20 protein-coding genes are annotated in these 26429 nt (G+C 69.2%); 10 read left to right on the top strand and 10 right to left on the bottom strand.

Annotation, left to right across the window (positions count from 1 at the left end; all coding sequences use genetic code 11):
- Window positions 1-100: 100 nt before the first annotated feature.
- Window positions 101-2404, bottom strand: coding sequence for a putative bifunctional diguanylate cyclase/phosphodiesterase (locus tag ASG37_RS18190; RefSeq protein ID WP_055757890.1), 2304 nt, complete (start codon window positions 2402-2404; stop codon window positions 101-103).
- A gap of 5 nt (window positions 2405-2409) precedes the next feature.
- Window positions 2410-2991 carry a methylamine utilization protein gene (locus ASG37_RS07805; RefSeq protein WP_235525147.1) on the bottom strand — a complete coding sequence of 194 codons (582 nt, stop codon included), beginning with the start codon at window positions 2989-2991 and terminating at the stop codon, window positions 2410-2412.
- 170 nt (window positions 2992-3161) lie between these two features.
- Between ASG37_RS07805 and ASG37_RS07800 the strand changes: the two genes are divergently transcribed.
- Entirely contained in the window at window positions 3162-3995 is an 834-nt protein-coding gene (locus tag ASG37_RS07800) for a DUF3034 family protein (RefSeq protein ID WP_235525146.1), read from the top strand.
- Window positions 3996-4119: 124 nt separating this feature from the next.
- Window positions 4120-4611 (top strand): group I truncated hemoglobin, encoded by a 492-nt coding sequence (locus tag ASG37_RS07795; RefSeq protein ID WP_082448098.1) that lies wholly within the window; start codon window positions 4120-4122, stop codon window positions 4609-4611.
- Window positions 4612-4630: 19 nt separating this feature from the next.
- Here ASG37_RS07795 and ASG37_RS07790 read toward each other — a convergent pair whose 3' ends face one another.
- The 5 genes from ASG37_RS07790 to ASG37_RS07770 all read right to left on the bottom strand — a co-directional run bounded on the left by ASG37_RS07790 (window position 4631) and on the right by ASG37_RS07770 (window position 12431).
- Window positions 4631-5662 (bottom strand): DUF2891 domain-containing protein, encoded by a 1032-nt coding sequence (locus ASG37_RS07790; RefSeq protein ID WP_055757878.1) that lies wholly within the window; start codon window positions 5660-5662, stop codon window positions 4631-4633.
- Entirely contained in the window at window positions 5659-6558 is a 900-nt protein-coding gene (locus tag ASG37_RS07785; protein ID WP_055757875.1) for a DUF979 domain-containing protein, read from the bottom strand. The genes ASG37_RS07790 and ASG37_RS07785 overlap by 4 nt, the downstream gene beginning before the upstream one ends.
- The gene (locus ASG37_RS07780) at window positions 6555-7208 is read right to left on the bottom strand and encodes a DUF969 domain-containing protein (RefSeq protein WP_055757872.1); all 654 of its coding nucleotides are present in this window, start codon (window positions 7206-7208) and stop codon (window positions 6555-6557) included. Before ASG37_RS07780 ends, ASG37_RS07785 begins: the two co-directional genes overlap by 4 nt.
- On the bottom strand, window positions 7208-10786 hold the full coding sequence (locus tag ASG37_RS07775) for a hydantoinase B/oxoprolinase family protein (RefSeq protein ID WP_055757870.1): 3579 nt from the start codon (window positions 10784-10786) through the stop codon (window positions 7208-7210). The genes ASG37_RS07780 and ASG37_RS07775 overlap by 1 nt, the downstream gene beginning before the upstream one ends.
- A gap of 64 nt (window positions 10787-10850) precedes the next feature.
- Window positions 10851-12431 (bottom strand): DUF5060 domain-containing protein, encoded by a 1581-nt coding sequence (locus tag ASG37_RS07770; RefSeq protein ID WP_235525145.1) that lies wholly within the window; start codon window positions 12429-12431, stop codon window positions 10851-10853.
- 71 nt (window positions 12432-12502) lie between these two features.
- Between ASG37_RS07770 and ASG37_RS07765 the strand changes: the two genes are divergently transcribed.
- Window positions 12503-13807, top strand: coding sequence for an MFS transporter (locus ASG37_RS07765; protein WP_055757867.1), 1305 nt, complete (start codon window positions 12503-12505; stop codon window positions 13805-13807).
- A gap of 43 nt (window positions 13808-13850) precedes the next feature.
- Here the strand turns inward: ASG37_RS07765 and ASG37_RS07760 are convergent, their stop codons facing one another.
- Genes ASG37_RS07760 through ASG37_RS07750 form a run of 3 tightly spaced genes read right to left on the bottom strand, consistent with a single transcriptional unit; the run spans window position 13851 to window position 17136 of the window.
- The gene (locus tag ASG37_RS07760; protein WP_055757865.1) at window positions 13851-15317 is read right to left on the bottom strand and encodes an FGGY family carbohydrate kinase; all 1467 of its coding nucleotides are present in this window, start codon (window positions 15315-15317) and stop codon (window positions 13851-13853) included.
- Window positions 15314-16246, bottom strand: coding sequence for a transketolase family protein (locus tag ASG37_RS07755; protein ID WP_055757862.1), 933 nt, complete (start codon window positions 16244-16246; stop codon window positions 15314-15316). The genes ASG37_RS07760 and ASG37_RS07755 overlap by 4 nt, the downstream gene beginning before the upstream one ends.
- A 26-nt stretch (window positions 16247-16272) precedes the next feature.
- Window positions 16273-17136, bottom strand: a complete 864-nt coding sequence (locus ASG37_RS07750; RefSeq protein WP_082448096.1) for a transketolase — start codon at window positions 17134-17136, stop codon at window positions 16273-16275.
- A 73-nt stretch (window positions 17137-17209) separates the two neighbouring features.
- Here ASG37_RS07750 and ASG37_RS07745 point away from each other — a divergent pair, with 73 nt between their 5' ends.
- From ASG37_RS07745 to ASG37_RS07715, 7 genes are read left to right on the top strand one after another with little or no spacing between them, the layout of a single operon-like run.
- Window positions 17210-18190: a sugar phosphate isomerase/epimerase family protein gene (locus ASG37_RS07745; RefSeq protein ID WP_055757859.1), complete on the top strand. Its 981-nt coding sequence runs from the start codon at window positions 17210-17212 to the stop codon at window positions 18188-18190.
- A gap of 28 nt (window positions 18191-18218) precedes the next feature.
- Window positions 18219-21332: an alpha-L-rhamnosidase gene (locus ASG37_RS07740; protein ID WP_055757856.1), complete on the top strand. Its 3114-nt coding sequence runs from the start codon at window positions 18219-18221 to the stop codon at window positions 21330-21332.
- Between the two features lie 55 nt (window positions 21333-21387).
- On the top strand, window positions 21388-22566 hold the full coding sequence (locus ASG37_RS07735) for an aldose 1-epimerase family protein (RefSeq protein ID WP_055757854.1): 1179 nt from the start codon (window positions 21388-21390) through the stop codon (window positions 22564-22566).
- Window positions 22563-23309: an SDR family NAD(P)-dependent oxidoreductase gene (locus ASG37_RS07730; protein ID WP_055757851.1), complete on the top strand. Its 747-nt coding sequence runs from the start codon at window positions 22563-22565 to the stop codon at window positions 23307-23309. The genes ASG37_RS07735 and ASG37_RS07730 overlap by 4 nt, the downstream gene beginning before the upstream one ends.
- A 12-nt stretch (window positions 23310-23321) precedes the next feature.
- Complete coding sequence (locus ASG37_RS07725; protein WP_055757848.1) at window positions 23322-24512, top strand: CaiB/BaiF CoA transferase family protein; 1191 nt, start codon at window positions 23322-23324, stop codon at window positions 24510-24512.
- A complete protein-coding gene (locus ASG37_RS07720; RefSeq protein ID WP_055757845.1) occupies window positions 24509-25603 on the top strand; it encodes an extracellular solute-binding protein in 1095 nt (364 codons plus the stop codon). The genes ASG37_RS07725 and ASG37_RS07720 overlap by 4 nt, the downstream gene beginning before the upstream one ends.
- Window positions 25600-26370 carry an enoyl-CoA hydratase/isomerase family protein gene (locus ASG37_RS07715; protein ID WP_055757843.1) on the top strand — a complete coding sequence of 257 codons (771 nt, stop codon included), beginning with the start codon at window positions 25600-25602 and terminating at the stop codon, window positions 26368-26370. The genes ASG37_RS07720 and ASG37_RS07715 overlap by 4 nt, the downstream gene beginning before the upstream one ends.
- Window positions 26371-26429 lie beyond the last annotated feature (59 nt).

Here is a 26429-nt window from a genome sequence, read left to right as displayed (position 1 = left end):
CCATGTCAACAAGCGACCCGATTCGCCACGCCGGAGCGACCGGGCGCAGCACCTTGCCGATCGTCGCCTTTGGCCACCGGCCATGGTTTCGGACGGGCGATCATCCCGCGAGCCGCCGTGCGCCCTCGTCCTCCATGCCCAGCATCCGCCGGATCTCGCTTTCGGGCACCGGCCGGCTGAAATAATAGCCCTGGATATGGGTGCAGCCCTGTTCGCGCAGGATGTCGAGCTGGCCGGCGTTCTCGACGCCCTCGGCGGTCGTCTCCATGCCCAGCGCCTCGGCCAGCGTCGTGATCGACTTGATGATCGCGGTGGCCCCGTCGCCGTCGAGCAGGTCGAGGATGAAGCTGCGGTCGATCTTGATCTTGTCGAACGGAAAGGCGCGCAGATAGCTGAGCGAGGAATAGCCGGTGCCGAAATCGTCGAGCGCGACGCGCACGCCCAGCGCGCGCAGGCTGTGCAGCGAGGCCAGCGTCGATTTGGGATTGTCGATGAACAGGCTCTCGGTGATCTCCAGCTCCAGCCGCTGCGGGGCGAGGCCGCTTTCGGACAGCGCCTGGAGGATGACGGCGGCGAGGCCCGGATTGCGGAACTGGACCGGCGATACGTTCACCGCGACCCGCACGTCGTCGGGCCAGCGCCGCGCCGCGCGACACGCCTCGCGGATCACCCATTCGCCGATCGGCACGATCAGCCCGGTATCCTCGGCCAGCGGGATGAAGTCGACCGGCGACACTTGCCCACGCACCGGATGGTTCCAGCGCAACAGCGCCTCGAACGCGCAGACGCGGGTTTCGGACAGGTTGAACAGCGGCTGGAACATCAGCGACAACTGCCCCTCGGCGATCGCGTCGTGGAGGTCGAGCTCCATCTGCCGGCGCTTGCGCGCCTCGGCATCCATCGTCGCCTCGAAGAAACGATAGCCGCCGCGCCCGTCGTGCTTGGCGCGGTAGAGCGCCAGATCGGCGTTCTTCGCCAGCGTCACCGCATCCTCGCCGTCGACGCCGAGGATCGCGATGCCGATGCTGGTGCCCGGCACGATGCGGTGGCCGTTGACGATGCACGGTTCGGCCACCACCCGCGTCAGTTCATGCGCCACCCGGTCGAGCGAGCGCTGCGCATCGTCGAGCACGATCGCGAATTCGTCGCCGCCGAGCCGCGCGACGAAGCCGTCGGGCGCGAACCGGCTGAGCCGGCCGGCGATCTCGCACAGCAGCGCATCGCCCGTCGGATGGCCGAGCGTGTCGTTGACGACCTTGAACTGGTCGAGATCGAGACAGAACAGCGCCTGTCGCCGCTCCGGGTGCGGACGGGCGATCACCATGGTCAGATGGTCGCGCAGCAGGACGCGGTTCGCCAGGCCGGTCAGATGGTCGTGCAGCGCCATATGGGTGATCTGGCGCTCGCGTTCGCCGATGTCGTCGACCATGCGGTTGAAGCTGGCGGCGAGCGTGCCGAGTTCGTCCCGCGTGGTGACGGCGACCTGGGTATAATCGCCACGCGCCACCCGCCGCGCGGCATCATCGAGCGCGATGATCGGCCGGGTGATCCGCCGCGCCAGCATGACGCTGCCGATACCGGCGATGACGACGCCGACCGCGCCGCAACCGATCAGCAGCCACAGCAGCGGCCGATATGCCGCCAGCGCGTCGGTGATGCTGTATCGCAGCAGCAGCACCTGCGGCTCGCCGTCGACGAACGAGGCGATCGGCGATGCCTGCACCAGCATCCGCTTGCCGTCGATGTCGCGTTCTACCACCGCGCCGCCGCGCTGCGCGGGGTCGAGCGTCGCGGCGGGGACGATATGCGGCGCAAGGTCGATCGAGGACAGCCGCGCCAGCCGGGCCATCTCCCGCCCGTCGAGCGCGTTGCCGAACACGACCCAGCCGATCGTGACCGGTGCCTTGACCGCCGCGGCGGCGGCGTTGAACCGGGCGTCGCCGATGCGCAGCACGCCGCGCGTCCGCCCGCCGTCGAGCGCGGCGAACAGATCGTCGGCGTCGCGCGGCGACATGCGTCCGCGATAGCCGACGACCGCTCCGTCCGCGCCGACGAAGAATGCCTGGTCGAGCCGCAGGCGGCTGCGCAGCGAATCAAGCGCCGAGACGATCGTCGGCGCGTCGCCGGTTGCCGCCGCGCTGCGAAAGCCGAAGTCGCCCGCCAGCACGGTGCCCGCATCGCCAAGCTGGGCGTAGCGCATCGCCGTCACCCGGTCGAACACCTTGGCGCTGGCGACCATTTCGTTGCGGATCATACCCTCGGCGGTATTGCCGATCCCCGCCTTCACCCCGATCAGGATCAACACGACCGCCAGCGCGAACAGCGCGCCATAGAAGACCGCCAGCTTGGCCGAGAGCGACCCGCGGACGAGCGCAACGACGCGCGGCAGGGACGGGCGCGGCACGGTCGTTACCGGAGCGCGACGGTGATGCGTTTGGCGGTGTCGCCGCTGGCCGGAACGTCGAGCGGGAAGCTGACCTCGCCCAGCTTCGCCTTGAGCCGGGGGTGCCATATCGTCAGCGTCGCCCGCCCGCCGGTGACGCCCGCGATCGACGTATCGCCCGCCGCCGCCGTCTTGCCCGCGAACGGGGTGTCGACCACGCGGATGAAGCCCGACATCGCATCGTGAATGTTGCAGCCGAGCGCGACCGTGCCCGGCGTGGTGAACAGGTAGCTGCGGCTCTGATCCCGTCCGAACAGCTTCAGTTCGAACTTCGCCGCGCGCGAGAAGCTGTAGACGTGATGGCGCACCTTGTCCTGGTTGGGAAAGGTGACGGTCGCGCCGACCGGCACGATCAGCGTGCCGGGATTGAAGGCGATGCCGCGCTGGACCATCGTGCTGGGCCAGGGAAACCGGATCGGCCCGGCCGGAACGCCCGCCGCCGGATGGATGGTGACGACCGCATCGGGCACCGGCTGCCCGGCGGCATCGACGACACGGACCGCGACGGTTCCGGCAACGGCGGGAAGCGGCACGAGGAAGGCAGCCATGGCGGCGGTAGCAGCGAGTTTCATGGACCCAATATGCGTGGAATCCATCAACCTCCGGTTAAGACCACGCTGATTCGCCCGCACGCCGGTTAGCCGGATATTTACCGGCGCGCTTCTACCCTTGGGGAATGACGAGCATCTCCCGGAATGAACTTTGCGCAATTTGCGTAATGACGGTCGCCCTGCCGGCACAGGCGCAAACCGTCGGCGAACCCGGCAAGCTGCTGCTGACCAACGGGATCAGCACGATCGAGGGATCGGCGGGCGGCGGGTTGACGCCATGGGCGGTCATCGCCGGCAATGCGACGAAAGACACGATCGGCGGGCAGGCGGGCGTCACCATCGCCGCGCTGCCCGATTACGACGTCACCGTCCTGTCGGGGGCGATCGGCGCGTGGGACCGGATCGAGCTGTCGTTCGCACGCCAGATTCTCGACACGAACAAGGTCGGCGGTGCACTCGGCCTCGGCAATGATTTCAAGTTCGATCAGGACATCTATGGCCTGAAGGTCCGCGTGGCGGGCGATGCCGTCTATGGATCGCCATGGATGCCCGCCGTCGCGGTCGGCGCACAGTATAAGAAAAGCCTCGATGCGGCCGTCGTCCGCGCGGTCGGCGCGCGCGAGGCCGAAGGCGTGGATTATTATGCCAGCGCGACGAAGCTGTTCCTGAACTGGTCAGTGCTCGCCAATGCGACGGTGCGCGCGACGAAGGCGAACCAGAACGGGCTGCTCGGCCATGGCGGCGCGCTTGGTGACAGCTACCGGGTGCAGGTCGAGGGATCGCTCGCCTATCAACTGTCGCGCCGGCTGGTCGTCGGTGCCGAATATCGCAGCAAGCCCAGCAACCTGGCGATCGCGCGCGAGGACGACTGGGCCGATGCCTTCGCCGCCTATGGCATCAACCGCCACCTGACCGCGACGATCGCCTATGCCGATCTGGGATCGGTCGCGACGTTCGAGAAGCAGCGCGGCGTCCTGTTCCAGCTTCAGGGCAGTTTCTAGACCGGATCGACATTCGGTCGGAGCGCCAACATTATTGCTCCCCTCCCTGAGAAGGGAGGGGAGAAACCGAACATTCGCTCGAATGTCGATCCAGTCCCTCCCACCTCTACCGGACCTCGTCATCATGATCCTTGCCGCCCTCCTCCTCACCCTGTCACCGGTGGCGCAGGACCATCCGCCCGCCCATGCGATGCCCGGCGAAGAACCGGTCGAGCCGTACAAGGTGGACGCCGCGAACGCCGGCGCGACGCCCTTTGCCGGCGAGGGCATGGCGCGCGCGTTCCACGGACAGCCGGGTATCCGCCGGATCGTCGACCGCTTCGTCGCGACGAACTTCGCCGACCGGCACATCGGCGAGGTCTTCGCCAACCACGATCAGGTCCGCTTGAAACGGACGCTGTTCGAGCATTTCTGCTACATCCTGAACGCCGGATGCAGCTACACCGGGCGCGACATGCTGAACGCGCACAAGACCATGGGCGTGCAGCAGGGCGACATGAACCGGCTGGTCGAGAACCTTCAGGCGGCGATGGGTGCCGAGGGCGTGGCCTTCGCCGCGCAGAACCGGTTCCTCGCCAAGCTCGCGCCGATGCGGCACGACATCGTCGAGCGGTAACGCCCGCCGCCGCCAGGACTCATCCGGCCGGGATCGACGCCCCGATCGCATGTGCCGGCACGGCGGGACCCAGACCGGCGGTGGCGAGCAGCGCGAAGGTGGCGAGCCAGTGGCTGCCCATGTAATCATCGTCGAGATGCGGCAGGCTGGCGGCGAGGTGCCGGTCGGCGACCGCGTTCAGCCGGTCCTCCAATGGGTGTCCCACAGCGATGGCGCGCCAGCACCATGCGCGGCTGAGGTTCAGCCCGTCGAGATGGGCGATCTTGCCGTCGCTGCGGTCGGACACGGTGACGGGATGGAACAGCGTCGCCGGCTCGCCGCGATCGAGATCGGGCAGGAAGGCGGCGAACCATGTCGCGAACGCCGGCTCGGGCAGGACGCGGCGCATCAGCAGCGCCTCGGTCAGCGCCGACGACAGGAAATCGTCGCCCGATGGCTCCCATGCCTGACACCCCCGGTCGCCGAGGAACCACGCCTGCGCCCGCTCGTCGATCAGCGCGACCAAGGCGGCGTCGCGGGTCATCGCCCAGTCGCGCGCCAGCACCAGCGCGAAGGCGGTGTTGAAATGGGTGCCGGTGCGGATCGGATAGGTGAGCTTCGGCAGGAAGTCCCGGAACCGCGCGGCGAACGCTTGCGCCAGCGGGGCCAGCGCCTCACCCCACGGCGCGTCGTGGCGGCACGCCTCGGCATGGAGCGCCAGCAGCCACGCCCAGCCATAGGGGCGTTCGAACCCGGCGGCGAACGGCTGGTCGAGCCGGGCGCGCTCGCCCGCCACCCGCTCCGGGATCAGCATCATGTCGGCGCGGGTGGCGATGGCGGCGGCTTCGGGCAGGTCGGGGAACAGGCGGCGGATCGTCAGCAACTGCCACCAACCATGGACGCAGCTATGCCAGTCGAAGCTGCCGTGGAAGATCGGGTGAAGGTCGATCGGCGGGCGCACGTCCTGCGGCCCGGCCAGCACCTGATCGAGCTTGTAGGGATATTGCTGGTCGATGTGGCCGAGCGTGATCCGGGCGAAACGGCCGGCGAGGTCCGGGGTCAGCGTCCTCATGTCAGCACCCACCACAACAGCATGATATTGAAGAGCAGCAGCGGCAGCGCGGTCGCCGCCTGCGCGCGGATCACGCCGTAGCGGTCGCTGAGGTCGAGCAGGGCGGCGGGCACGATGTTGAAGTTCGCCGCCATCGGCGTCAGCAACGTGCCGCAGAAGCCGGCGAGCATGCCGATCGCGGCGACCGGCGCGGGATCGCCGCCATAGTGGCGGACCAGCAGCGGAATGCCGACCGCCGCCGCCATCACCGGAAAGGCGGCGAAGGCATTGCCCATCACGATGGTGAACAACGCCATGCCGAGGCCATAGGCGACGACCGCGCCGAACACGCTACCTGCCGGGATCGCCCCGCCGATCAGCCCGCCGACCACATCGCCGACCCCGGCGAGCGCGAACACCGCGCCGAGGCTGGCGAGCAGTTGCGGCATCACCGCCGCCCAGCCGATCTCGTCGAGCAGGCGGCGACCCGAGCGCAGCCCGGCGAGCGGCGTCGCGCGCAGCGCCAGCCAGCATAAAGCGAGCGCGACGAGAACCCCCGCCGCCAGCGCGACCAGCGTCGCCTGTTTCGGATCGACCAGCGCCGGCACCTGTTTGAACAACACCGTGCCGCCCAGTGCCGCCGCCGGAATGACCAGCGCCAGCGCAAGCAGCGGGCCTTTGGGGGTCGCCGGTTCGACGCTTTCGCCGCGCCGCATCCGCCCCGACGCGGCGGTCGCGACGAGGGCGAGGACGAGGACGCCGTTGCCGATGTCGCCGATCCGGTCGCCCGCGAAGAACGAGAGGCCAAGCAGCGCGTGGAACAGCGCATTGGCGAAGCGCCGGTCGATAATCCCGAGGATCGCGCAGCCGGCGAAGAAACTGCCGGCGACGAGATAGACGAAGCCGAGGCCGATCATCGCTTCGCCCCCGCCAGCCGCCGGTCGAGCAGCCAGAGCCGCAGACCATGGATGAGGAAGGCGGCGATGGCGATCGGGATCGCCCAGACCGACAGGTGGAACGGCTCAATGGCGATGCCATAGCCTTCGAGCACGCCCTTCATCAGCAGGATCGATCCGATCGCGATGAAAATATCCTCGCCGAAGAACAGCCCGATATTGTCGGTCGCCGCCGCCAGTGCGCGGATCTTTTCGGGATCGGCGGTGCCCTGCCCCCCCGCCGCCGCTTCGGCCATCGGTGCCACCAGCGGGCGGACGGTCTGCGCATGGCCGGCGATGGCGGTGAGGCCGAGCGCGGCCGACAATTGCCGGAACAGCAGATAGCCGGCGAGCAGCCGCCCGACGGTCAGCCCCTTCAGACCGAGTACCAGCGAGCGGGCGCGCGCCTGAAGCCCGGCGCGTTCGAGCAGGCCGATCACCGGCAGCACCATGTAGATCGCGGTGACGTAGCGCGTTTCGTTGAACGCATGGCCGAAGCGGGCGAGGACCGCTAGCGGATCGAGCCCGGCGGCAAGGCCGGTGACGGCGGCGGCGACGACGATGACCAGCAGCGGGTTAAAGCGCAGCAGGAAACCGAGCGCGATGACCGCGACGCCCGACAGGACCAGCATCAGCGATCCTCCACTGGACGAGTGCCGTAGCCGCCGCCGCCCGGCGTCTCGATCACGAACACGTCGCCCACGCCCATGTCGGCCGAGGCGACCGCGCCGAGGCGCTCGACACGGCCATCGGCGCGTTCGATGCTATTGGCGCCGACCGCGCCGTCACCGCCGCCGGCCATGCCGAACGGCGCGATGCTGCGATGGTTCGACAGGATGTTGGCGCGCATCGCCGCGCGGAACCGCACCCGCCGCGTCGTGCCGTTGCCGCCGGCCCAAGCGCCGTCGCCGCCCGATCCGTGGCGGATCGCGAATTGTTCGATCAGGACCGGGAAGCGCGTCTCCAGCACTTCGGGATCGGTCAGGCGGCTGTTGGTCATGTGCGTCTGCACCGCGCTCGCGCCGACGAACCCGGGGCCGGCGCCGGCACCGCCGGCGATCGTCTCGTAATATTGGCGATCGGCATCGCCGAAGGTGAAGTTGTTCATCGTCCCCTGACTGGCGGCCATTGCGCCCAGCGCGCCCATCAGCGCGTCGGTGACGACCTGGCTGGTTTCGACGTTCCCGGCGACGACCGCCGCCGGGAAGCGCGGGTTGAGCATCGATCCTTGCGGAACGATCAGCGTCACCGGCCGCAGGAACCCGTCGTTGAGCGGCGCATCCTCGCCGACGAGGGTGCGCAGGACATAGAGCACCGCCGCGCGAGTCACCGCCAGCGGGGCGTTGGTGTTGCCCGGCCGCTGCGCGCTGCTGCCGGTGAAGTCGACGGTGAGCGCGCCTGCGCCCTTGTCGACGCGCACCGCCACCCGCACCACCGCGCCATCGTCGGTCGCATAGGCGAATTGGCCGTCGCCCAGTGTGCGGATCAGCCGGCGCGCCAGCGTCTCGGCATGGGTCTGGACATGCTCCATATAGGCGGTGACGACCGCCAGCCCCTGTTCGGCGACCAGCCGGGCAAGCCCCGCCGCGCCGCGCGCGCATGCGGCGAGCTGCGCTGCCAGATCGGCCATGTTCTGGTCGATGTTGCGCGCCGGATGCGGACCGCTTGCGAACAGCGCGCGCAATTCAGGCTCACGCAGCCGCCCGTCGGCGACGACCAGCACGTCGTCGAACACCACGCCTTCCTCGGCGATGGTGCGGCTGTCGGCGGGCATCGATCCGGGGCTGGTCCCGCCGACATCGGCATGATGGCCGCGCGCCGCGACGAAGAAGGTGGGCGCGTCGCCACCATCGGCGAACACCGGCTGGACCAAGGTGATGTCGGGCAGGTGCGTTCCGCCGCGATAGGGATCGTTCACCGCATAGGCGTCGCCCGGTCGCATGCCCCGCCCGTCGCTGCTGCGCGCGGCGATCAGGTGGCGGACGCAATCGCCCATGCTGCCCAGATGCACCGGAATATGCGGCGCGTTGGCGACGAGATGGCCGTGCGCGTCGAAGATCGCGCAGGAAAAATCGAGCCGTTCGCGGATGTTGACCGATGCGGCGCTGCGCTGGAGCGCCGAGCCCATCTCCTCGGCCAGCCCCATGAACAGCCCGGCGAAGATGGCGAGACGGACCGGATCGACGCCGGCATCGCCGCTGGCCTGCGCGCGGGGCGCGGCGCGGTTCAGCCGCAGCGTGCCGTCGTCCAGCACCACCGCGCGCCAGCCCGGCTGAACCGCGAGCGTCGAGGTGGCGTCGACGATCAGCGCCGGGCCGTCGACGCTTTGTCCGGCGCTGAGCGCCTCGCGCCGGTGCAGCGGGGTGGCATGGCGCGCGCCGGCCATCGCTACCTCGACCGTCTCGGGTGCCTGTCCGGTCGCCGTCACCGTCGCGGCGGCGAGCGGCGTGGTGGGCAGCACCGCCTCGACCTGGAGCCGCTCGACGATCAGCATGTCGTCGCCGTCGAAGCCGAAGCGGTCGCGGTGCGCCGCCGTGAAGGCCGCCGCCATCACCGTGTCGTCGGCCAGCCCCACGTCGATCCCCTGATCGGTGCGGGCATAGCGCAGCGTCGCGCTCGCCTCGACACGCGCCCCGTCGCCAAGGTCGGCGCGGGCGGCGACGACGAGATCGTCCAGCAACGCGCGCCAGTCTCCAGCAAGCGGCAGCCCTACGCTGCGCTGGCGCACGCTCCGCCGGTCGGCTAGCGCGATGCCCCATGCCGACAGGACGCCGGCCAGCGGATGGACCAGCACTTCGGTCATGCCCAGCGCATCGGCGACGAGGCAGGCGTGCTGCCCGCCCGCCCCGCCGAAGCTCATCAGCGCATAGGTCGCGGGGTCGTGGCCGCGAGCGACCGACACCGCCTTGATCGCACCGGCCATGTTGGCGACCGCGATCGCGACCAGCCCTTCGGCAGCGGCATCGCGCCCCGGCCGGGTGCCGGTCGCCGTCGCGACCTCGTCCAGCAGCGTATCGAGCCGGGCAATGGCGACGTCGCGGTCGAGCGGCTGGTCGCGTGCCGGGCCGAACACCGCCGGGAAATGCGCGGGCACGATCCGGCCGAGCACGAGGTTGCAGTCGGTGACGGTCAGCGGCCCGCCGCGCCGGTAGCAGGCGGGGCCGGGATCGGCCCCGGCCGATTCGGGGCCGACGACGAAGCGCCCACCATCGAACCGGCAGATCGAACCGCCGCCCGCCGCCACCGTATCGATCCGCAGCATCGGTGCCGAGACGCGGACGCCGCCGATCACCGCCTCTTGCCGCCGCTCGAAGCTGCCCGCCCACAGCGACACGTCGGTCGAGGTGCCGCCCATGTCGAACCCGATCACGCGCGCCGCCCCGGCGTTGGTCGCCGCCGCCGCCATGCCGACGATCCCGCCGGCGGGGCCGGAGAGCAGCGCGTCCTTGCCGCTGACCGCCGCCGCATCGGCCAGCCCGCCCGACGACTGCATGAACAGCGGCGCGCCGCCAAACGCCGCCGTCAGTCCGTCGACATAGCGACGCAGCACTGGCGACAGATAGGCATCGGCGACCGTGGTATCGCCGCGCGCGACCAGCCGGATCAATGGCGCGGCGCGGTGACTGGCCGAAATCCAGGTGAAGCCGATGCGCCGCGCCAGATCGACCAGCGCCGCCTCGTGCGCCGGATGCCGCCAGCCGTGCATCAGGACGATCGCGACGCTGCGCAGCCCGTCGGCATGGGCTTGGGTCAACGCCGCTTCGGCCGCCGCCAGATCGAGCGGGCGTATGACTGCGCCATCGACATCGACCCGTTCGTCGACCTCGACCACCCGCCCGGCCAGTGGCGCCGGCCGGACGATCGCGCGCGCGAAAATATCGGGCCGGTCCTGATAGCCGATCGCCAGCGCGTCGCCGAAACCGCGGGTGATGACCAGCACCGTCGGTTCGCCGCGCCGTTCGAGCAGCGCGTTGGTGGCGACGGTGGTGCCGATCCGCACGTCGATCGCCGGCAACGGCCCCTTGGGCGTACCCGACAGCCGCCGCACCGCCTCGACCGCCGCATCGTCGTAGCGGCCGGGATCGACCGACAGCAGCTTGGCGACGGCGATGCGCCCGTCGGCATATTCGGCGACGACATCGGTGAACGTCCCCCCGCGATCGATGGCGATACGGCGAAGCGGCGACCGATGGTCCTCAGGGGCTGGCATGGCCGATGTATTGCACCTGCGAACAGGGTTGTCGATCGAGCTTTGGCGGACTACCCCGCGACCGTCACACCTTCGTTATCCGCAGCGCGATGTAAGGTTTGCCGGGCAGGGCGATGCTCGGCCGGGCGGGGTCGTGGACGTCGTATTCGTCGCGCTGGACCATGCGGAACACGCCGTCCACCGGGGTGATCGTCATGTTCCAGGTGTCGAGGATGTCGATGCGGTAGTTGGGGTGCGGATCGGCCGCGCGGGTGGGCAGCGCGACGTCCCAGCGGGTCGGCCGGCTGCTGCCGAAATATTTGAGATACCAGGTGAAGTCCCGCCCGCCGAGATGATAGTCCCAGAATTGCTGGATCGGATCGATCCCCGGCGACGGAACGCTCGCGAGAATGCGGTTCAGGAACGCCAGCCGGGGCGGACTCGTCCCGCGCAGGCTGCCCCCCTGCCCCAGCCACGACTGGTCGGGATTGCCGGTGTCGGTGAACACCTCGCCATGCCCGACATAGGCGCCGCCGAGCGTGCCCCACCAGAACCGCTCGACCAGTTGCTCGCCGGTCAGCCGCGCCCAGCGCTTGTCGGAATTGCCCTCGTAGATCACCTCGTCGAAGATCACCGCCTTCTGCGCGAAATTGCGGTGCGGATGGACGCGCCCGTCGTCGAGCACCGCCGCGCCGTGCTGGATGCTGGCATGGGTGATCCACGGCTTGCGGTGATCGTAATAGACGTTGAGTTGATGGATCGAGCGCAGCCGGTCGTGCGGATCGGCGGCGACCAGCACCGCGAACAGATGATCCCAGTCGGCGACCGTCTTGTCCTCGACGATGTCATATTCATTGGCCATCGCCCACCAGACGTGGCGAAACGCCCCGAACCGCGCCGCGACGTAGCGGACATAGCGTTCGTCGTCCGACCGCCGCATCGCCGAATAGCCGCGCCGCTTATCATAGGGGTGGAACAGGATGACGTCGGCCTCGATCCCCAGCTCGCCCAGCCGGCGGAGGCGATCCTCGAACCGGCGGAAATAGGCGGGATCGAACCGGGCGGGGTCCCAGTCGCGCGGGGCACCGCCGGTCCGCACGAACGGGTCGGTCGCGACCGATGCGACATTGGGGAATACGCACATGCGGATCTTGTTGAACGGTCCGACCTTCAGCGTCGCCAGCGTGCGCGCGCATTGCGCGTCGGATTGCAGCGCCCATGAATAGGCGGTCGTCCCCACCGGGCGGTAGGGCGTACCGTCGGCATGGACGAAATGATAACCGTCGCGCGTCATCCGCACCGGGCCATGGTTGCCAGGCGACGGCGGCACGCTGTCCACCGCGCCGCTTCGCCCGTCGAGCGCGGCGACGTTGCTCGCCGTCGTCCATGTCCATCGCCCGAGCGACGGCGGGCTGAAACGGATGCGGTAGGTGCCGTCGCCGTCGTAGAAGCCGGGCACGACAATGCGCGTCGTGCCCAGCGTGAAGATCGCCGCCAGCGTCACGTCGTCGAACGGATTGCCGCCCGCCGGGCCATCCAGCACGATCTCATGCAGGCCCCAGCGCTCGACCCGCGCGGTGGCGCTCGCCGCTGCGGCGGGGGTCAGCGCGGCGGCCGCCGCTGCCGCGCCGCCGCCCAATATGGTCCTTCGCGAAACCGTCACCATCGCTCTCCAATTGCACCGCAGCCCATAATATCATATGTCGTCATATGATTATAGAACCGGAGGGAGCGGGAATGGAAGGCGCAATCGCGGAGGGGATCGGTTCCGACCGAAACGACTGGAAGAACACGATTCTCGCCGGGCTGGCCAACTATATCGATGCCGGATCGATCGTCGCCGGGTCGGCCGCGCTCGCGCTGTGGATGCAGGCCTATGACCTCAGCCCCGGTTTCGTCGGGCTGATCGGCGCGTTCGGGCCGAACGCGATTTCCGCCGGGATCGGCGCGTTCGTCGGCGGGCGGCTGTGCGACCTGTTCGGGCGCAAGACGATCTACCAATATGACATGCTGTTCTACGCCTTCGGCATGTTGTGGCTGATCTTCGCGATGAATGCGTGGATGGTACTGATCGGCTTTTTTCTGGTCGGGCTAGCGGTGGGCGCGGACATTCCGGCGTCGTGGTCGCTGATCGCCGAAACCGCACCCAAGGGGGCGCGCGGCAAGCACAGCGGCGTGGCGCAGGTGCTGTGGTATCTGGGGCCGGTCGTCGTGCTGCTGATGTTCCTCGCGCTCGAACCGCTCGGGCTGCTCGGCGCGCGGATCGTGTTCGCGCATCTCGCCATCCTCGCGGTCGCGCTGACCTTCCTGCGATCGCGGATGAAGGAATCGCAACGCTGGCTGGATGCGCAGGCGGACAAGGCACCGGCGGCCGGCGCGGCGGCGCAGCCCGCCCGCTTACGCGATCTGATGAAAATGCAGTGGATCGCGCCGATGGCGTTCCTGACCGGCATGTACGGCATGTGGAACCTGTGGGCGGGCACCAACGGTTTCTTCTTTCCCTACATCCTGCGCACCGTCGGCAACCAGAGCCAGGCGATGGCGGTGGCAGTGCAGTCGTTCAGCTTCCTGCTTGGCATGTTGTCGATCTGGCTGATCTTCATGCGGCTGGCCGACCGGGTCAACCAGCGCACGCTGTTTCTGGTATCGGCCATCGTCCAGGTGATCGGCATGTCGTTGCTGGCGATCTTTCCGCTGACGCTGTCGATGGCGCTGGTCCATGTGATGCTGATGAGCATCGGCCAGGGGTTCGGCGCGCAATCCTTCTTCCAGTTGTGGAGCGCGGAGATGTTCCCCACACTGCTGCGATCGACGGCGCAGGGGCTGATGTTCGGGATCGTACGGATCGTGCTGGGCATCTTCAGCTTCTTCGTGCCGCTGCTGACCGCGACCGGGTTCCAGACGCTGGCATGGATCCTGACCGGGTTCCTGGTCCTGAGCGGGCTAATCGGCTACCTCGGCGCACCGCGCAACGAGGGCAAATCATTGGACGAACTCGAAGCGGACATGGATGTCGCCCCGATCGAGGGGCGGACGGCGTAGGGCGGCCTGCCGGACAGGGCGGATGCCCGGTCCGGCACCAAGATCACCCGGCGCGTTCGATCGCGCCGGCCCAGCCGGCCCGCATCGCCGCCCGTGCCGCCGCGTCGATCGCGGGTGCGAACACCTGTTCGGGCACCAGCCGCAGGTCGGTGCCGTCCAGTCCCATCGCCCCGGCCGCCATCCGCGCCGCGCCCAGCGCGCTGGCCTCGGCGGCATGCGGGCGGACGATCGACCGGCCGGTCAGGTCGGCCAGGATCTGCGCCAGCAACGGGTTCTTCGCCGCGCCGCCATCGACCGACACGGTCGCACACGGCCGGCCGAGATCGGCCTCCATCGCCGCCAGCACGTCGGCGATCTGCAAGGCGATCGCGTCGAGCGTCGCGCGGGCGACATGCGCCGGGCGGGTCGCCAGCGTCATGCCGCCGATCAGCCCGCGCGCCTGCGGCCGCCAGTGCGGCGCGCCCAGCCCGGCGAGCGCGGGCACGAACGTCACCCCGCCGGCATCGGGCACGCTCGCCGCCAAGGCTGTCAGTGCGGCTTCGTCGACCAGCCCGAGCAATGTCGTAGCGAACGCCGCCGCCTGTCCCGACACCGAGATATTGCCTTCGAGCGCATGGCGGACGACCCCGCCCCGGCTCCACGCGATCGTGCCGGACAGGCCGTGCGCCGAGCGCACCCGGCCGTCGGTCGGCGTCATCAGCGAACTGCCAGTGCCGATCGTGGCCTTCACCCCGCCGCCCGGGGTTTCGATCCCGTGCGCGAACAGCGCGGCATGGCTGTCGCCGATCATCGCACGGATCGGGGTTCCCGGTGGCAGCGCGGTGATGCCCGGCGCGACGGTGCCGAACGCGGCATCCGACGACAGCACCTGCGGCAGCATGGCGAGCGGCACGTCGAAGATCGCCGCAAGGTCCTCGTCCCAGCACAGCCGGTCGAGATCGAACAACTGGGTGCGCGACGCATTGCTGTGGTCGGTCGCATGGACCGCGCCGTCGGTCAGATTCCACAACAGCCAGCTATCGATCGTGCCGCAGCGCAGTTCGCCGCGCGCCGCGCGGTCGCGCGCGCCGGGCATGGCGTCGAGCAGCCCGGCGATCTTGGCGGCGGGGAACAACGGGTCGAGGCTGAGCCCGGTGCGCGCCAGCACCAGCGGTTCGTGGCCCTGCGCGCGAAGTTCGGCCAGCCGCCCGGCCGATCGCTGGCATTGCCACAACACCGCCGGGCTCAGCGCCTGTCCGGTAGCCGCGTCCCAGAGCACCACCGTTTCGCGCTGGTTGGCGATGGCGACCGCCGCGACCCGCACGTCGGGCGCGGAGGCGACCAGCTCGCCGATCAGCGCGGCGACCGCTTCCCAGATGTCGGACGCCGATTGTTCGGCCCAGCCCGGCCGGGGATAGGTAACGCGCATCGCCCGCGACCGCGACCGCACCACCGTGCCGTCGGTGGCGACCAGCAGCGCCTTGGTATTAGTCGTCCCCTGATCGATCGCGAGGATGACCGGGCGGCTCATCGCGCCGCCCGCTGCCCGAGCACGTCGCGCACCGCCGCGGCGATCCCGCTGGCGGTCAGACCGAAGCGTTCCATCAGCCAGTCGGCCGATCCGGTCGGCAGGAAGCCGGGAAAGCCCAGCATTCGCATCGGCACCGGGGCATGGCGCGCGCACCATTCGGCGACCGCCCCGCCCAGCCCGCCGTGCGCCAGCCCTTCCTCGGCGGTCACGATCGCGCCGGTCGTCGCCGCTGCGGCCAGCGCGGCGGCATCGATCGGCGAGACGGTGGCCATGTTGACGACGCGCGCCGCGATCCCCTCGCCCGCCAGCGTCGCGGCGGCGGCGAGCGCGCGGTGGACCAGCGTCCCGCTGGCGACGATCGCCACGTCGCCCCCGTCGCGCAGCGTCTCGGCCCGGCCGATCGCGAAGGGGGTGTCGTCGCGCTCGAGCGCGGGCACCGGCATCCGGCTGATCCGGATATAGACCGGGCCGTCGTGCGCGGCGGCGGCGCGGATCGCGGCATCGGTCTGCCACGGATCGGCGGGGACGATCACCGTCAGCTTGTCGATCGCGCGCAGCCACGCCACGTCCTCGATACTGTGATGCGTCGCGCCCAGTTCGCCATAGGCGACGCCGCTGGAGATGCCGCACAGCTTGACGTTGGCCTGGCTGTAGCCGCAGTCGACCTTGATCTGCTCCATCGCCCGCGCGGTCAGGAAACATCCCGCCCCGCTGACGAACGGCACCTTGCCGCCATTGGCCAGCCCCGCGCCGACGCTGACCATATTCTGTTCGGCGATGCCGACGTTGACGAGCCGGTCGGGGAAACGGTCGCGGAATTTGCCGAGCTTCGACGATCCGACCGAGTCGTTGACGACCGCAACGATGCGATCGTCGGTAGTCGCCATGTCCTCCAGCGCAGCGACATAGGCGTCGCGGCAGTCGAACATACCTTGGGGCGCGGACGCGGCGGCGCTCACGACGCCATCTCCGCTTCCAGTTCGCGGATCGCCTGGGCATATTGCGCGGCATTCGGCACGCCGTGATGCCAGCCGGCCTGATCGCGCATGAAACTGACGCCATGTCCCTTGGCGGTATCGGCGATGATGCACCGCGGCCGGTCGCGTGGGCGCGCCGCCGCGTCGAACGCCGCCAGCAGCGCGCCCGCGTCATGCCCGTCGACGCCGACGACCTCCCAGCCGAACGCGCGCCATTTGTCGGCCAACGGTTCGAGCGCGTTGGTATCCTCGGTCCGCGCGCCTTGTTGCAGGCGATTGCGATCGACCACCACGGTCAGCTTGCCCAGCCCCCGGTGCCCGGCCAGCATCGCCGCCTCCCACATGCTGCCTTCCTGCAATTCGCCATCGCCGGTGAGCGCGAAGACGCGGTAATCAGCGCGATCGATCTGTCCGGCGATGGCGATGCCCACCGCGACCGGAAAGCCGTGGCCGAGCGGCCCGGTGTTGGTTTCGACGCCGGGCAGATACACCCGGTTGGGATGCCCGTTCAGCCGCGATTCCGGCTGGAGATAGGTGTCGAGTTCGCTTTCCGGGAAGAAGCCCCGCGCCGCCAGCGCCGAATAAAGCGCGCCAGTGCAATGCCCCTTGCTCATCACGAACCGGTCGCGGTTCGGATCGTCGGGACGGGCGGGGTCGATCCGCAATATGTCGAAATACAGCGCGGCGAGAATGTCGGTCGCCGACAGGTCGCCGCCGGGATGCCCCTGCCCCGCCCCGACGATCATCGCCAGCAGCCGCCGACGCATCCAGTTGGCCCTGGCGCGCACCCGATCGGCGCGCGCGGCGAAATCCTCATTGCCTGCGGCGGACATATTATTCATATGACGTCTTATATGTGATTATCGGCGGGACGCAATCGCGTCGCGTGGCGAAAATTCGCGAGAGGATCGATCGATGGGCAAGCAACGCTATGGCGCCGGCATCTGGCATTTCGCCACCTACGTCGATCGCTACGCCACCGATGGCTATGGCGAGACGCGCTCGCTGATCGACATGATCGATCTGGCCGGGCAGGTCGACGATCTGTCGGTGGTCGACATCAACTATCCCTTCGCCGATCCCGGCCTGTCGCTGTCGCAGGTCGACGAAGCGCTGGCGCGCAACGGACTGTCGGTGATCGGCATCACCCCCGAAATCTACACGCGCCAGTTCGCGCGCGGCGCGTTCACCAATCCCGATCCGGGCATCCGCCGCCTCGCCAACGAGATGTGCAACGAGGCCGCCCGCGTCGTCCGCCATTTCGGCGCGGACTATGTGAAGCTGTGGCCGGGGCAGGACGGGTGGGACTATCCGTTCCAGGTCGACCACCGCGAGTTGTGGCGGATGAGCGTCGAGGGCGTGGCCGAACTGGCGGGACAGAACCCCGACCTGAAATTCGTCATCGAATACAAGCCGCGCGAGCCGCGCGTCCACATGAGCTACGACAGCGTCGCGCGCACCCTGCTGGGTATCGAGCGGATGGGCCTGCCCAATGTCGGCATCCTGCTCGATTTCGGCCATTCGCTGTACGGCGGCGAGAGCCCGGCCGACGCGGCGCAACTGGCGATCGACCATGGCCGGCTGTTCGGGATGGACGTGAACGACAATCTGCGCGGGTGGGACGACGATCTGATCGCCGGGTCGATCCACCCGATCGAGCTGTTCGAATTCTTCTACACGCTGCGCAAGAACGGGTGGGAGGGCGTCTGGCAGCTCGACCAGTTCCCGTTCCGCGAGGACAGCGTCGCCGCCGCCAATTCGGCGATCGGCTTCCTGAAGACGGTGGAGCGCGCGCTCGACAAGCTGGACTTTGCTGCGATGCAGGCGGCGCAGGACCGGCAGGACGCGGTGGCCGCGCTCAATCTGGCGCGGCAGGCATTGTTCAGCTCCTACTGATGACGATCCTCCCGACCGGAGCCGCCGCATGCGCTTGAGCGTCGTCGACCTTCGTGCCGAAGCTATCGTCGATCCGATCGGCCTGCACGTCGTCGCTCCACGCCTGTCGTGGCGGATCGAGGGCGACGGCCACGGCATCGTCCAGGCGCGCTACCGCATCCGCGCCGAAGCGGACGGGGCCGTCGTGTGGGACAGCGGCGACATCGCGTCCGATGCCGGTTTCGCCATCGCCTATGGCGGCCCGCCGCTTCGCCCCCGGCGACGGGTGTCGTGGTCGGTCGAGATCGCCACGATCGACGGGCGCACGGCATGCTCCCCGCCGGCATGGTTCGAGGCGGGCCTGTTCGACACATGGCGCGCCGACTGGATCGAGGCGGAGGACGAAATCGCCGCCGCCGACCGCGCGGCGGGCATGGCATGGGTGTGGAGCGACACCGCGCTCGACCCGCGCCCGCACGGCTTCCGCCTCGACCTCATCGTCCCGCCCGACGTGGTGCATGCCGAGCTATGGGTCGCCGGCAAGGATCATCTGCGTGGCGTGTGGGTCGATGGCGTGGCCGCAGCGCTCGACCAGCCATGGGGATATGACAGTCCGCTGCCGTTCTGGGGATCGCTCGCTCCCGTCGTGGCGATGCTGCGTCCCGGCCGGGCCAGCATCTGCGTCGCGGTCGACGCCGATGTCACCGGCTTCTTCCCGGTCGATGGCGGTGCGTTCGCCAGCCTGATCCGCCTGCACCACGCCGACGGCCGCATCGAGCGCATCGTCAGCGGCCCCGACTGGCGGGTGCTGCCCGATCCGCCGGCGGGGTGGCGGGACGCGGCATTCGACGCGGGCGACTGGCCCCGCGCGGTGCCGAGCGGATCGAACGCCCGCAACGATCCGCGCCCGGCCGAACCCGCGATGCTGCTGCGCCACGACTTCGTCGCGCGCGGCGGGATCGTCGCCGCGCGCCTATATGCGACCGCGCTCGGCAGCCATATCGCGACGATCAACGGGCAACGGGTGTCGGACGCGATCCTCTCCCCCGAAATCAGCGTCGCCGATGCCCATGTCTTCTACGAGAGCGTCGACGTTACCGCGCTGATCGTACCGGGCGACAACGCCATCGGACTGACGGTCGGCGACGGATGGTATGCCAGCCCGTTCGGCTGGCGGATCGAACGCTATGCGTTCGGCCCCGCCCCGCGCCGGGTGCGCGCCGAACTGCACATCGATTACGCCGATGGCACCACGCAGCGGATCTTGACCGGTCCCGGCTGGCGCATCGCCCCCTCCCCGATCGTGCGGTCGGAAATCTACGACGGCGAGACGGTCGACGCGCGCCGGACGATCACGGGATGGGATCATGCCGGGTTCGACGATTCGGGCTGGGCCACCGCCGCCATCGGCACCGCGCCGGATGCCGCGCTGCTGCCGCTCGTCTCGCCGCCGCTGCGCGCGGTGGAGGAACGACGCGCGGTGAGCGTCGCCGAGCCGGTGCCGGGCCGGTTCGTGTTCGATTTCGGGCAGAATTTCTCGGGCTGGGTACGGATCGCCGCCAAAGGCGCGGCAGGCACGACGATCACCGCGCGGTTCGCCGAACTGCTCGGCGACGACGGCACGGTCGACATGGCCAATCTGCGCCTCGCCCGCGCGACCGACCGGTTCATTCTGGCGGGGACCGGGGCGCGCGAACGCTTCGAACCCTCGTTCACCTATCACGGCTTCCGCTATGTCGAGGTCGAGGGCTATCCGGGCGTACCGGCTGTGGAGGATGTCGTCGGCATCGTCGTCCACAGCGATTGCCGCATCACCGGCGCGATGCGCTTCGCCGATGCGCCGCTGTTGCAGACGATCTGGCACAACGCGCTGTGGAGCCAGCGGTCGAACTTCTTCGCCGTGCCGACCGATTGCCCGCAGCGCGACGAACGCATGGGGTGGATGGGCGATATTCAGGTGTTCCTCGACGCCGCGGCGTTCAACATGGAGGTTGCCCCCTTCCTGCGCCGCTTCCTGATCGACGTCCGCGCCGCCCAGCGCGCCGACGGCGGCTATCCCATCGTCGTGCCGCAGCCGCAGTCCTACCCGCACGTCGTCACCGCCGGGTGGAGCGAAGCGGGCGTGATCCTGCCGTATCAACTGTGGCAGCGCTACGGCGACACGGCGGTCATCGACGAGAACTGGACGGCGATGACACGGTGGATGGCGCATGTCGCCGCCGCCAACCCTGATGGCGTGTGGCGTCACGATCGCGGGCTCGATCTCGGCGACTGGCTGTCGGTCGACGCGGTGAAGCCCGACGACGAGACGACGCCGCGCGGGCTGTGCGCCACCGCCTATTGGGCATGGACCGCCGATCTGATGGCGGCGATGGCCGACGCGACCGGGCGGCACGCCGAGGCGGCGGACTATCGCGCGCTGCGCCGGCGGGTGGGCGCTGCGTTCGCCGCCGAATATGGCGGCCAGGGCGGCAGGGTCGGCAACGGTAGCCAGACCGGGCAGGTGCTGGCGCTGCACATGGGGCTGGTGCCGCCGGAGCGGCGCGCCGCCGCCGCGCGCGTGCTGGCCGACGATATTCGCGCACGGGGCATGACGCTGTCGACCGGGTTTCTCGGCACGCCCTATCTGCTCGACGTGCTGGCCGATGCCGGGCTGCTGGCCGAAGTCGAGGCGCTGTTGCTCCAGACCGGCTATCCGGGCTGGGGCTATATGGCGGCGCAGGGTGCGACCAGCGTGTGGGAGCGGTGGAACGGCGATACCGGCGACATCGCGATGAACAGCTACAATCATTACGCCTTCGGCGCGGTGGTCGGCTTCTTCTATCGCCGGCTCGCCGGGATCGCGCCCGCCGCGCCGGGGTTCCGCCGGATCGCGGTGCGGCCGCTGTGGCTGCCGGGGATCGGCCGGGTCGAGGCCCGCTATGATTCCTGCGTCGGGCGAATCGCGACGCGGACGCAGGGCGACGCCGACGGGCTCACCGCGCTGGCGCTTTCCGTTCCGGCCAACGCCACCGCCGAGGTCGAACTGCCGATGCGCCGCATGTGGCGCGAGGGCGGCCGCGCGCTGCGCGACCATCCCGCCATCCACGACCTGCGCGAAACCGATGACGTGGTGCGGTTCGGCATCGGATCGGGCGACTGGACCTTCGCGATCGACGATTGACGATCGCGGATACACTAGTTAAACATCATACGTCTTATGATATAGGAGAGGCAGGGTGGTCACGCTGTTCGGCGAGACGATGTCGCGGCGGACGCTGGCGACCCGGACCGGGGCATTGTCGCAGTTTGCCGGCGTGCGGCTGTCGACGCTGGGCGACGGGGTGGAGCGCGGTATCCGCCAGCTCGAATTCCGGACCGGCACCGGGCTGCGCTTCACCGTGCTGGTCGACCGGGCGATGGACATCGCCGAGTGCGAACACGCCGGGCGCGCGGTGGGGTGGCATTCGCCTTCCGGGTTCCGCCACCCCGGCCTGCACGACTATGAGGGCGAGGGCGGGCTCGGCTGGTTCCGGTCGATGTCGGGGCTGAACATCACCTGCGGCCTCGACCACACGCTGTTCATGCACGACGATCCGGCCGGCCATTATCATTACGGCCCCCGCACCAAGGTGTCGTCGTCGCTCCACGGCCGCATCGGCACGATCCCGGCGCGACTGACCGGTTACGGCGAGCGCTGGGACGGCGACGACTGCGTGTTGTGGGCCGAAGGCGTGGTGCAGCAATCGACGGTGTTCGGCGAGGACTTGCACCTGATCCGCCGGATCGAGGCCGATGTCGGCGGGGACGAGATCCGGCTGCACGACCGCGTGGTCAACCACGGTTTCTATCGCACGCCGCACATGTATTGCTATCATATCAACGTTGGCCATCCGGTGCTGGCGCAGGGCGCGCGCTATGTCGCGCCGATCCGCGACGTGATCTGGGCAGCGCACGCCGACCAGTATGACGCGCAAGGGGTGGGCTATCGCACCGCCCCCGCCCCGATCGCCGATTTCCACGAACAGGTGTGGCAGCACGACATGGCCGTCGATTCCCAAGGCCGGGTCAACGTCGCGCTAGTCAACGAGGCGATCGGCTTCGGCTTCGAGGTGGAGACGCTGAAGGCCCAGTTCCCGGCGATGTACCAGTGGCAGAATTTCCACGCCGGCCATTATGCGCTGGGCATCGAGCCATCGACCAACCACGTCATGGGCAAGGATTTCGCGCGTGATCGCGGCGAGCTGATCGAACTGGAACATGGGCAAGAGCGGCGGTACGACACCGTGCTGCGGCTGCTGCCCGATGCTGCGGCGGTGGCAGGTGCCGTCGCCCGCATCGAAGCGGTCGCGCGCCAGCCGGACGAAGAATACCCACAGCCCAGCGGCATCTTCCCGCCGATCGAGGGGCGATCGTGATCGGTCGCACCATTCTCTATACCGGCGCGGCGGGCGGGCTGGGGCTCGACACGACCTTGCTGCTGATGCGGCGCGGGGCGACCGTGATCGCGATCGACAATGATCCCGCCAAGGTCGCGAAGCTGCGCGATGCGGCAAGCGCCGTCGACACCGGGCGGCTGGTGGTATCGACCGTCGACCTGTCCGATCTCGCCGGCTTGCGCGCCGAGCTGAACCGGTTGATCGCCGAGTTGGGCGGTATCGACGTGGTGGTCAACAACGCCGCCGTCTATCCGTCGAAACCGTTCGAGGACTATTCGATCGAGGAGCATCAGTTCGTCCAGCGGGTGAACGTCGATGCCGGGATCGTCGCGGTACAGGCGGCGCTGCCGGGGATGCGCGCGCGCGGTTTCGGGCGGATCGTCAACATCGCCAGCATCACCATTTCGGGCGGCTGGGCGAACCTGTCGCCCTATGTCGCGTCGAAGGGTGCGCTGGTTGGGTTGACGCGGGCATGGGCGCGCGAGTTCGGCCCGTATGGCGTCACCGTCAACGCGATCGCGCCCGGTGCCTTTCCGACCGATGCCGAGGCGATCCACCCCGACCCGGACGGGTACAACCGCATGGTGCTCGACGCGCAGGCGATCAAGCGGCGCGGGACCGCCGCCGACATCGCCGCGGCCATCGCCTTTTTCGCCGCCGACGAGGCGAGTTTCATCACCGGCCAGACGCTGCACGTCAACGGCGGCTGGGTCATGGCCTGAAGGACCGATCCTATGACTATCCTGAAGGGCATCCGCGTGCTCGACTGTTCGATCGCGATGGCCGGGCCGTTCGCGGCGCAGCGGCTGGGCGATCTGGGCGCCGATGTGGTGAAGGTCGAACCGACTTCGGGCGAATGGCAGCGTCATGCCTCGGCCGGCGGGGCGACCGGCAACCTCATCAACGTGTCGTTCCTGTCGCTCAACCGCAACAAGCGCTCGTTCGCGGTCGATCTGAAGGCGGCGGAGGGCAAGGCGCTGCTGCTCGAAATGGTCAAGACCGCCGACGTGTTCCTCCAGAACTATCGCCCCGGCGTCGCCGAACGGCTGGGCGTCGACTATGCCACGCTGTCGGCGATCAACCCGCGGCTGATCTATGTCTCGATGTCGGGCTATGGCGAGGACGGGCCGTATCGCAGCTATCCCGGACAGGACCTGTTGTTGCAGGGCATGTCGGGCGCGATGCTGTCGGCCGGGGCGGAGGGCGAGCCGCCGACCCCCGCCGGGCAATATCTGGTCGATGCCGTCACCGCCTATTCGGCGTTCGAAGGCGCGCTGGCCGCGCTGTTCCACCGCGAGCGCACCGGTGAGGGGCAGTTGGTGCAGATCAACATGCTCGACGCGATCACCACCATCCAGATGCAGGAACTGTCGGTGTTCACCATCGGCAACAAGCCGCAGACCCGCTCGGCCGAAGCCCATGCCCACAGCTATATCCGCGCGCCGTACGGCGTCTTCGCGACCAGCGACGGCTATATCACGCTGGCGATGGCCCCGCTCAGGAAACTGGGCGCGTTGCTCGGCGATCCGTTCTTCGCCGACCTCGACGACGAACGCGATAGCTGGACGCACCGCGATGCGATCTTCGCGCGGGTCAAGGCGGCGCTGCCGTCGGCGACCAGCGCCGAATGGCTCGAACGGTTCCGCGCGGTCGATATTTGGGCGGGGCCGGTCTATGGCTATGCCGATCTGGTCGACGATCCGCAGATCCGCCACAACGGCACCTTCGTCGAATATGACCACCCAACCGAAGGGCGGGTCAAGACGCCGGGCTTCCCGATCCGCTTTTCGAAAACCCCCTCCACGATCGCACGCGGCGCGCCGCTGGTGGGCGAGCACAGCCGCGAGGTGCTGGGCGAGCTGGGGCTGGATGGCGCGGCGATCAACCGGCTGATCGAATCCGGCGTCGTGCGGCAGCACGCATGAGCGTTCGCGGCCTGACCTGGGACCATCCGCGCGGCTACAACGCGCTGGCGGCGGCGGGCGGCACGCTGATCGCATGGGACAAGCACCCACTGGAGGGGTTCGAGTCGCGCTCCATCGCCGAGCAGTGCGCAGCGTATGATCTGGTGGTGCTCGACCATCCGCATGTCGGCGAGGCGGTCGCGGCCGATTGTCTGATCCCGCTGGAATCGCTGTTCGCCGCCGACGAACTGGCGGCATGGGGGCAGGCGGCGATCGGGCCGTCGCTGGCCAGCTATCGCTATGCCGGGCGGCACTGGGCGCTGCCGCTTGATGCAGCGACGCAGGTCATGGCGATCCGTACCGATATGACCGAACCGGTGCCGGCGACCTGGGCGGCGGTGGTCGCGCTGGCCGAGCGGGTCCCGGTCGCGCTGTCGCTGGCCGGACCGCATGCCGCGCTGACGTTCCAGTCGATCTGCGGCGCGCTGGCCGACGCGCCGACGCGACCGGGCGACCGGTTCGTCGACCGCGCGCTCGCCCGTGAGGCGTGGGCGCTGATGGCGCGGCTGACCGGCGATGCGACTCGTGCGGCGGCGGCGATGAACCCGATCGCGCTGCTCGAAGCGATGGCGGCGGGCGACGGTCCGGCGCTGTGTCCGCTGATCTACGGCTATGTGAACTATGCCGCCGCCGGGCAGGTCCGCTATGCCGACGCGCCGACGGCCAAGCGCATCGGATCGACGCTGGGCGGCACCGGCATCGCCGTGTCGCGCCGTGCGAAGGTCACGCCCGAGCTGCTCGACCATCTGCGCTGGCTGCTGTCCGACGCCGCGCAACGCGGTTTCATTCCGGCGCATGACGGGCAGCCGTCGTTCCGTTCGGCATGGACCGATCCGGCGGTCGATGCCGCCGTGCGCGGATTCTATGGCGCGACCCGCGCGACGATCGAGGCGGCGCTGATCCGTCCGCGCCACGACCATGCCATCGCGTTCCAGACGGCGGCATCGGCGGCGATCCGCGACGGGTTGCTGCGCGACCTGACGGCCGACGCGGTGCTCGACACGGTCGATGCGGCGTATTCCCGATACCACCTGCCCGGAGCGGAAACATGACCGACGAGCTGCGCTTCACCATCGCCGACCGCGTCGCGACGATCGTGATCGACCGGCCGCACAAGCTGAACGCGATGACCCCGGCGATGGCCGAGGCGCTGGTCGCGGCGGTCGGCGAGTGCAACCGGTCCGACGCGGTACGCGCGGTGGTGGTGACGGGGGCGGGCGAAAAGGCGTTCAGCGCGGGATCGGACATCACCACGCTCGACGGCTATGCGACGCCATGGGATTTCCGCAACCGTGCCGATTATTGCGACGCGCTGCGCGCCTGTCGCAAGCCGGTGATCGCGGCGGTCAACGGCTATGCGCTGGGCGGCGGGCTGGAAACCGCGATGGCGTGCGACATCCGCATCGCATCGACCAACGCCCGCTTCGCCGCGCCCGAGATCAAGCTAGGCTGGATCGGCGGGGGCGGCATGGCGGCGGGGCTCGCCTATGCCGCCGGGCCGTCGAACGCGGCGATGCTGCTGCTGACCGGCGACATGATCGATGCCGATCGCGCGCTGGCATGGGGGCTGGTGAGCGAGGTCGTCGCCCCCGACCGTCTGATGGCACGCGCCTGTGAGATCGCGGGCGTCATAGCATCACGCGCGCCGATCGCCGCCGAAACCGCCAAGCTGAACCTGCGCGCCGCCTTCTCCATGCCGTGGGACAAGGCGATCGAATATGAACGCGACCTCCAGGCGATCTGTTTCGCGACCGACGACGCACGCGAAGGCCGCGCCGCCTTCGCCGAACGGCGCGCCCCCGAGTTCCGGCGACGCTGAGAGGGCTGGTTTGAAAATGCGTCGGAACGCATTTTGCGTTGCCGGCCCGCTCTCCCGCC

Source organism: Sphingomonas sp. Leaf407 (assembly GCF_001425385.1).
Taxonomy (GTDB): Bacteria; Pseudomonadota; Alphaproteobacteria; order Sphingomonadales; family Sphingomonadaceae; genus Sphingomonas.
The sequence above is the reverse complement of the archived record's forward strand: the minus strand, read 5'-3'. Positions and strand labels throughout refer to the sequence as shown.

Bases quoted from the DNA above. Each gene is read 5' to 3' on its own strand.
- ASG37_RS07775 (WP_055757870.1), bottom strand. From the start codon at position 10,786: ATGCCAGCCCCTGAGGACCATCGGTCGCCGCTTCGCCGTATCGCCATC.
- ASG37_RS07765 (WP_055757867.1), top strand. From the start codon at position 12,503: ATGGAAGGCGCAATCGCGGAGGGGATCGGTTCCGACCGAAACGACTGG.
- ASG37_RS07790 (WP_055757878.1), bottom strand. From the start codon at position 5,662: ATGAGGACGCTGACCCCGGACCTCGCCGGCCGTTTCGCCCGGATCACG.
- ASG37_RS07755 (WP_055757862.1), bottom strand. From the start codon at position 16,246: ATGTTCGACTGCCGCGACGCCTATGTCGCTGCGCTGGAGGACATGGCG.
- ASG37_RS07785 (WP_055757875.1), bottom strand. From the start codon at position 6,558: ATGATCGGCCTCGGCTTCGTCTATCTCGTCGCCGGCAGTTTCTTCGCC.
- ASG37_RS07745 (WP_055757859.1), top strand. From the start codon at position 17,210: ATGGGCAAGCAACGCTATGGCGCCGGCATCTGGCATTTCGCCACCTAC.
- ASG37_RS07740 (WP_055757856.1), top strand. From the start codon at position 18,219: ATGCGCTTGAGCGTCGTCGACCTTCGTGCCGAAGCTATCGTCGATCCG.
- ASG37_RS07720 (WP_055757845.1), top strand. From the start codon at position 24,509: ATGAGCGTTCGCGGCCTGACCTGGGACCATCCGCGCGGCTACAACGCG.
- ASG37_RS07800 (WP_235525146.1), top strand. From the start codon at position 3,162: ATGACGGTCGCCCTGCCGGCACAGGCGCAAACCGTCGGCGAACCCGGC.
- ASG37_RS07770 (WP_235525145.1), bottom strand. From the start codon at position 12,431: ATGGTGACGGTTTCGCGAAGGACCATATTGGGCGGCGGCGCGGCAGCG.
- ASG37_RS07795 (WP_082448098.1), top strand. From the start codon at position 4,120: ATGATCCTTGCCGCCCTCCTCCTCACCCTGTCACCGGTGGCGCAGGAC.
- ASG37_RS07805 (WP_235525147.1), bottom strand. From the start codon at position 2,991: ATGGCTGCCTTCCTCGTGCCGCTTCCCGCCGTTGCCGGAACCGTCGCG.
- ASG37_RS07780 (WP_055757872.1), bottom strand. From the start codon at position 7,208: ATGCTGGTCCTGTCGGGCGTCGCGGTCATCGCGCTCGGTTTCCTGCTG.
- ASG37_RS07760 (WP_055757865.1), bottom strand. From the start codon at position 15,317: ATGAGCCGCCCGGTCATCCTCGCGATCGATCAGGGGACGACTAATACC.
- ASG37_RS07750 (WP_082448096.1), bottom strand. From the start codon at position 17,136: ATGAATAATATGTCCGCCGCAGGCAATGAGGATTTCGCCGCGCGCGCC.
- ASG37_RS07715 (WP_055757843.1), top strand. From the start codon at position 25,600: ATGACCGACGAGCTGCGCTTCACCATCGCCGACCGCGTCGCGACGATC.
- ASG37_RS07725 (WP_055757848.1), top strand. From the start codon at position 23,322: ATGACTATCCTGAAGGGCATCCGCGTGCTCGACTGTTCGATCGCGATG.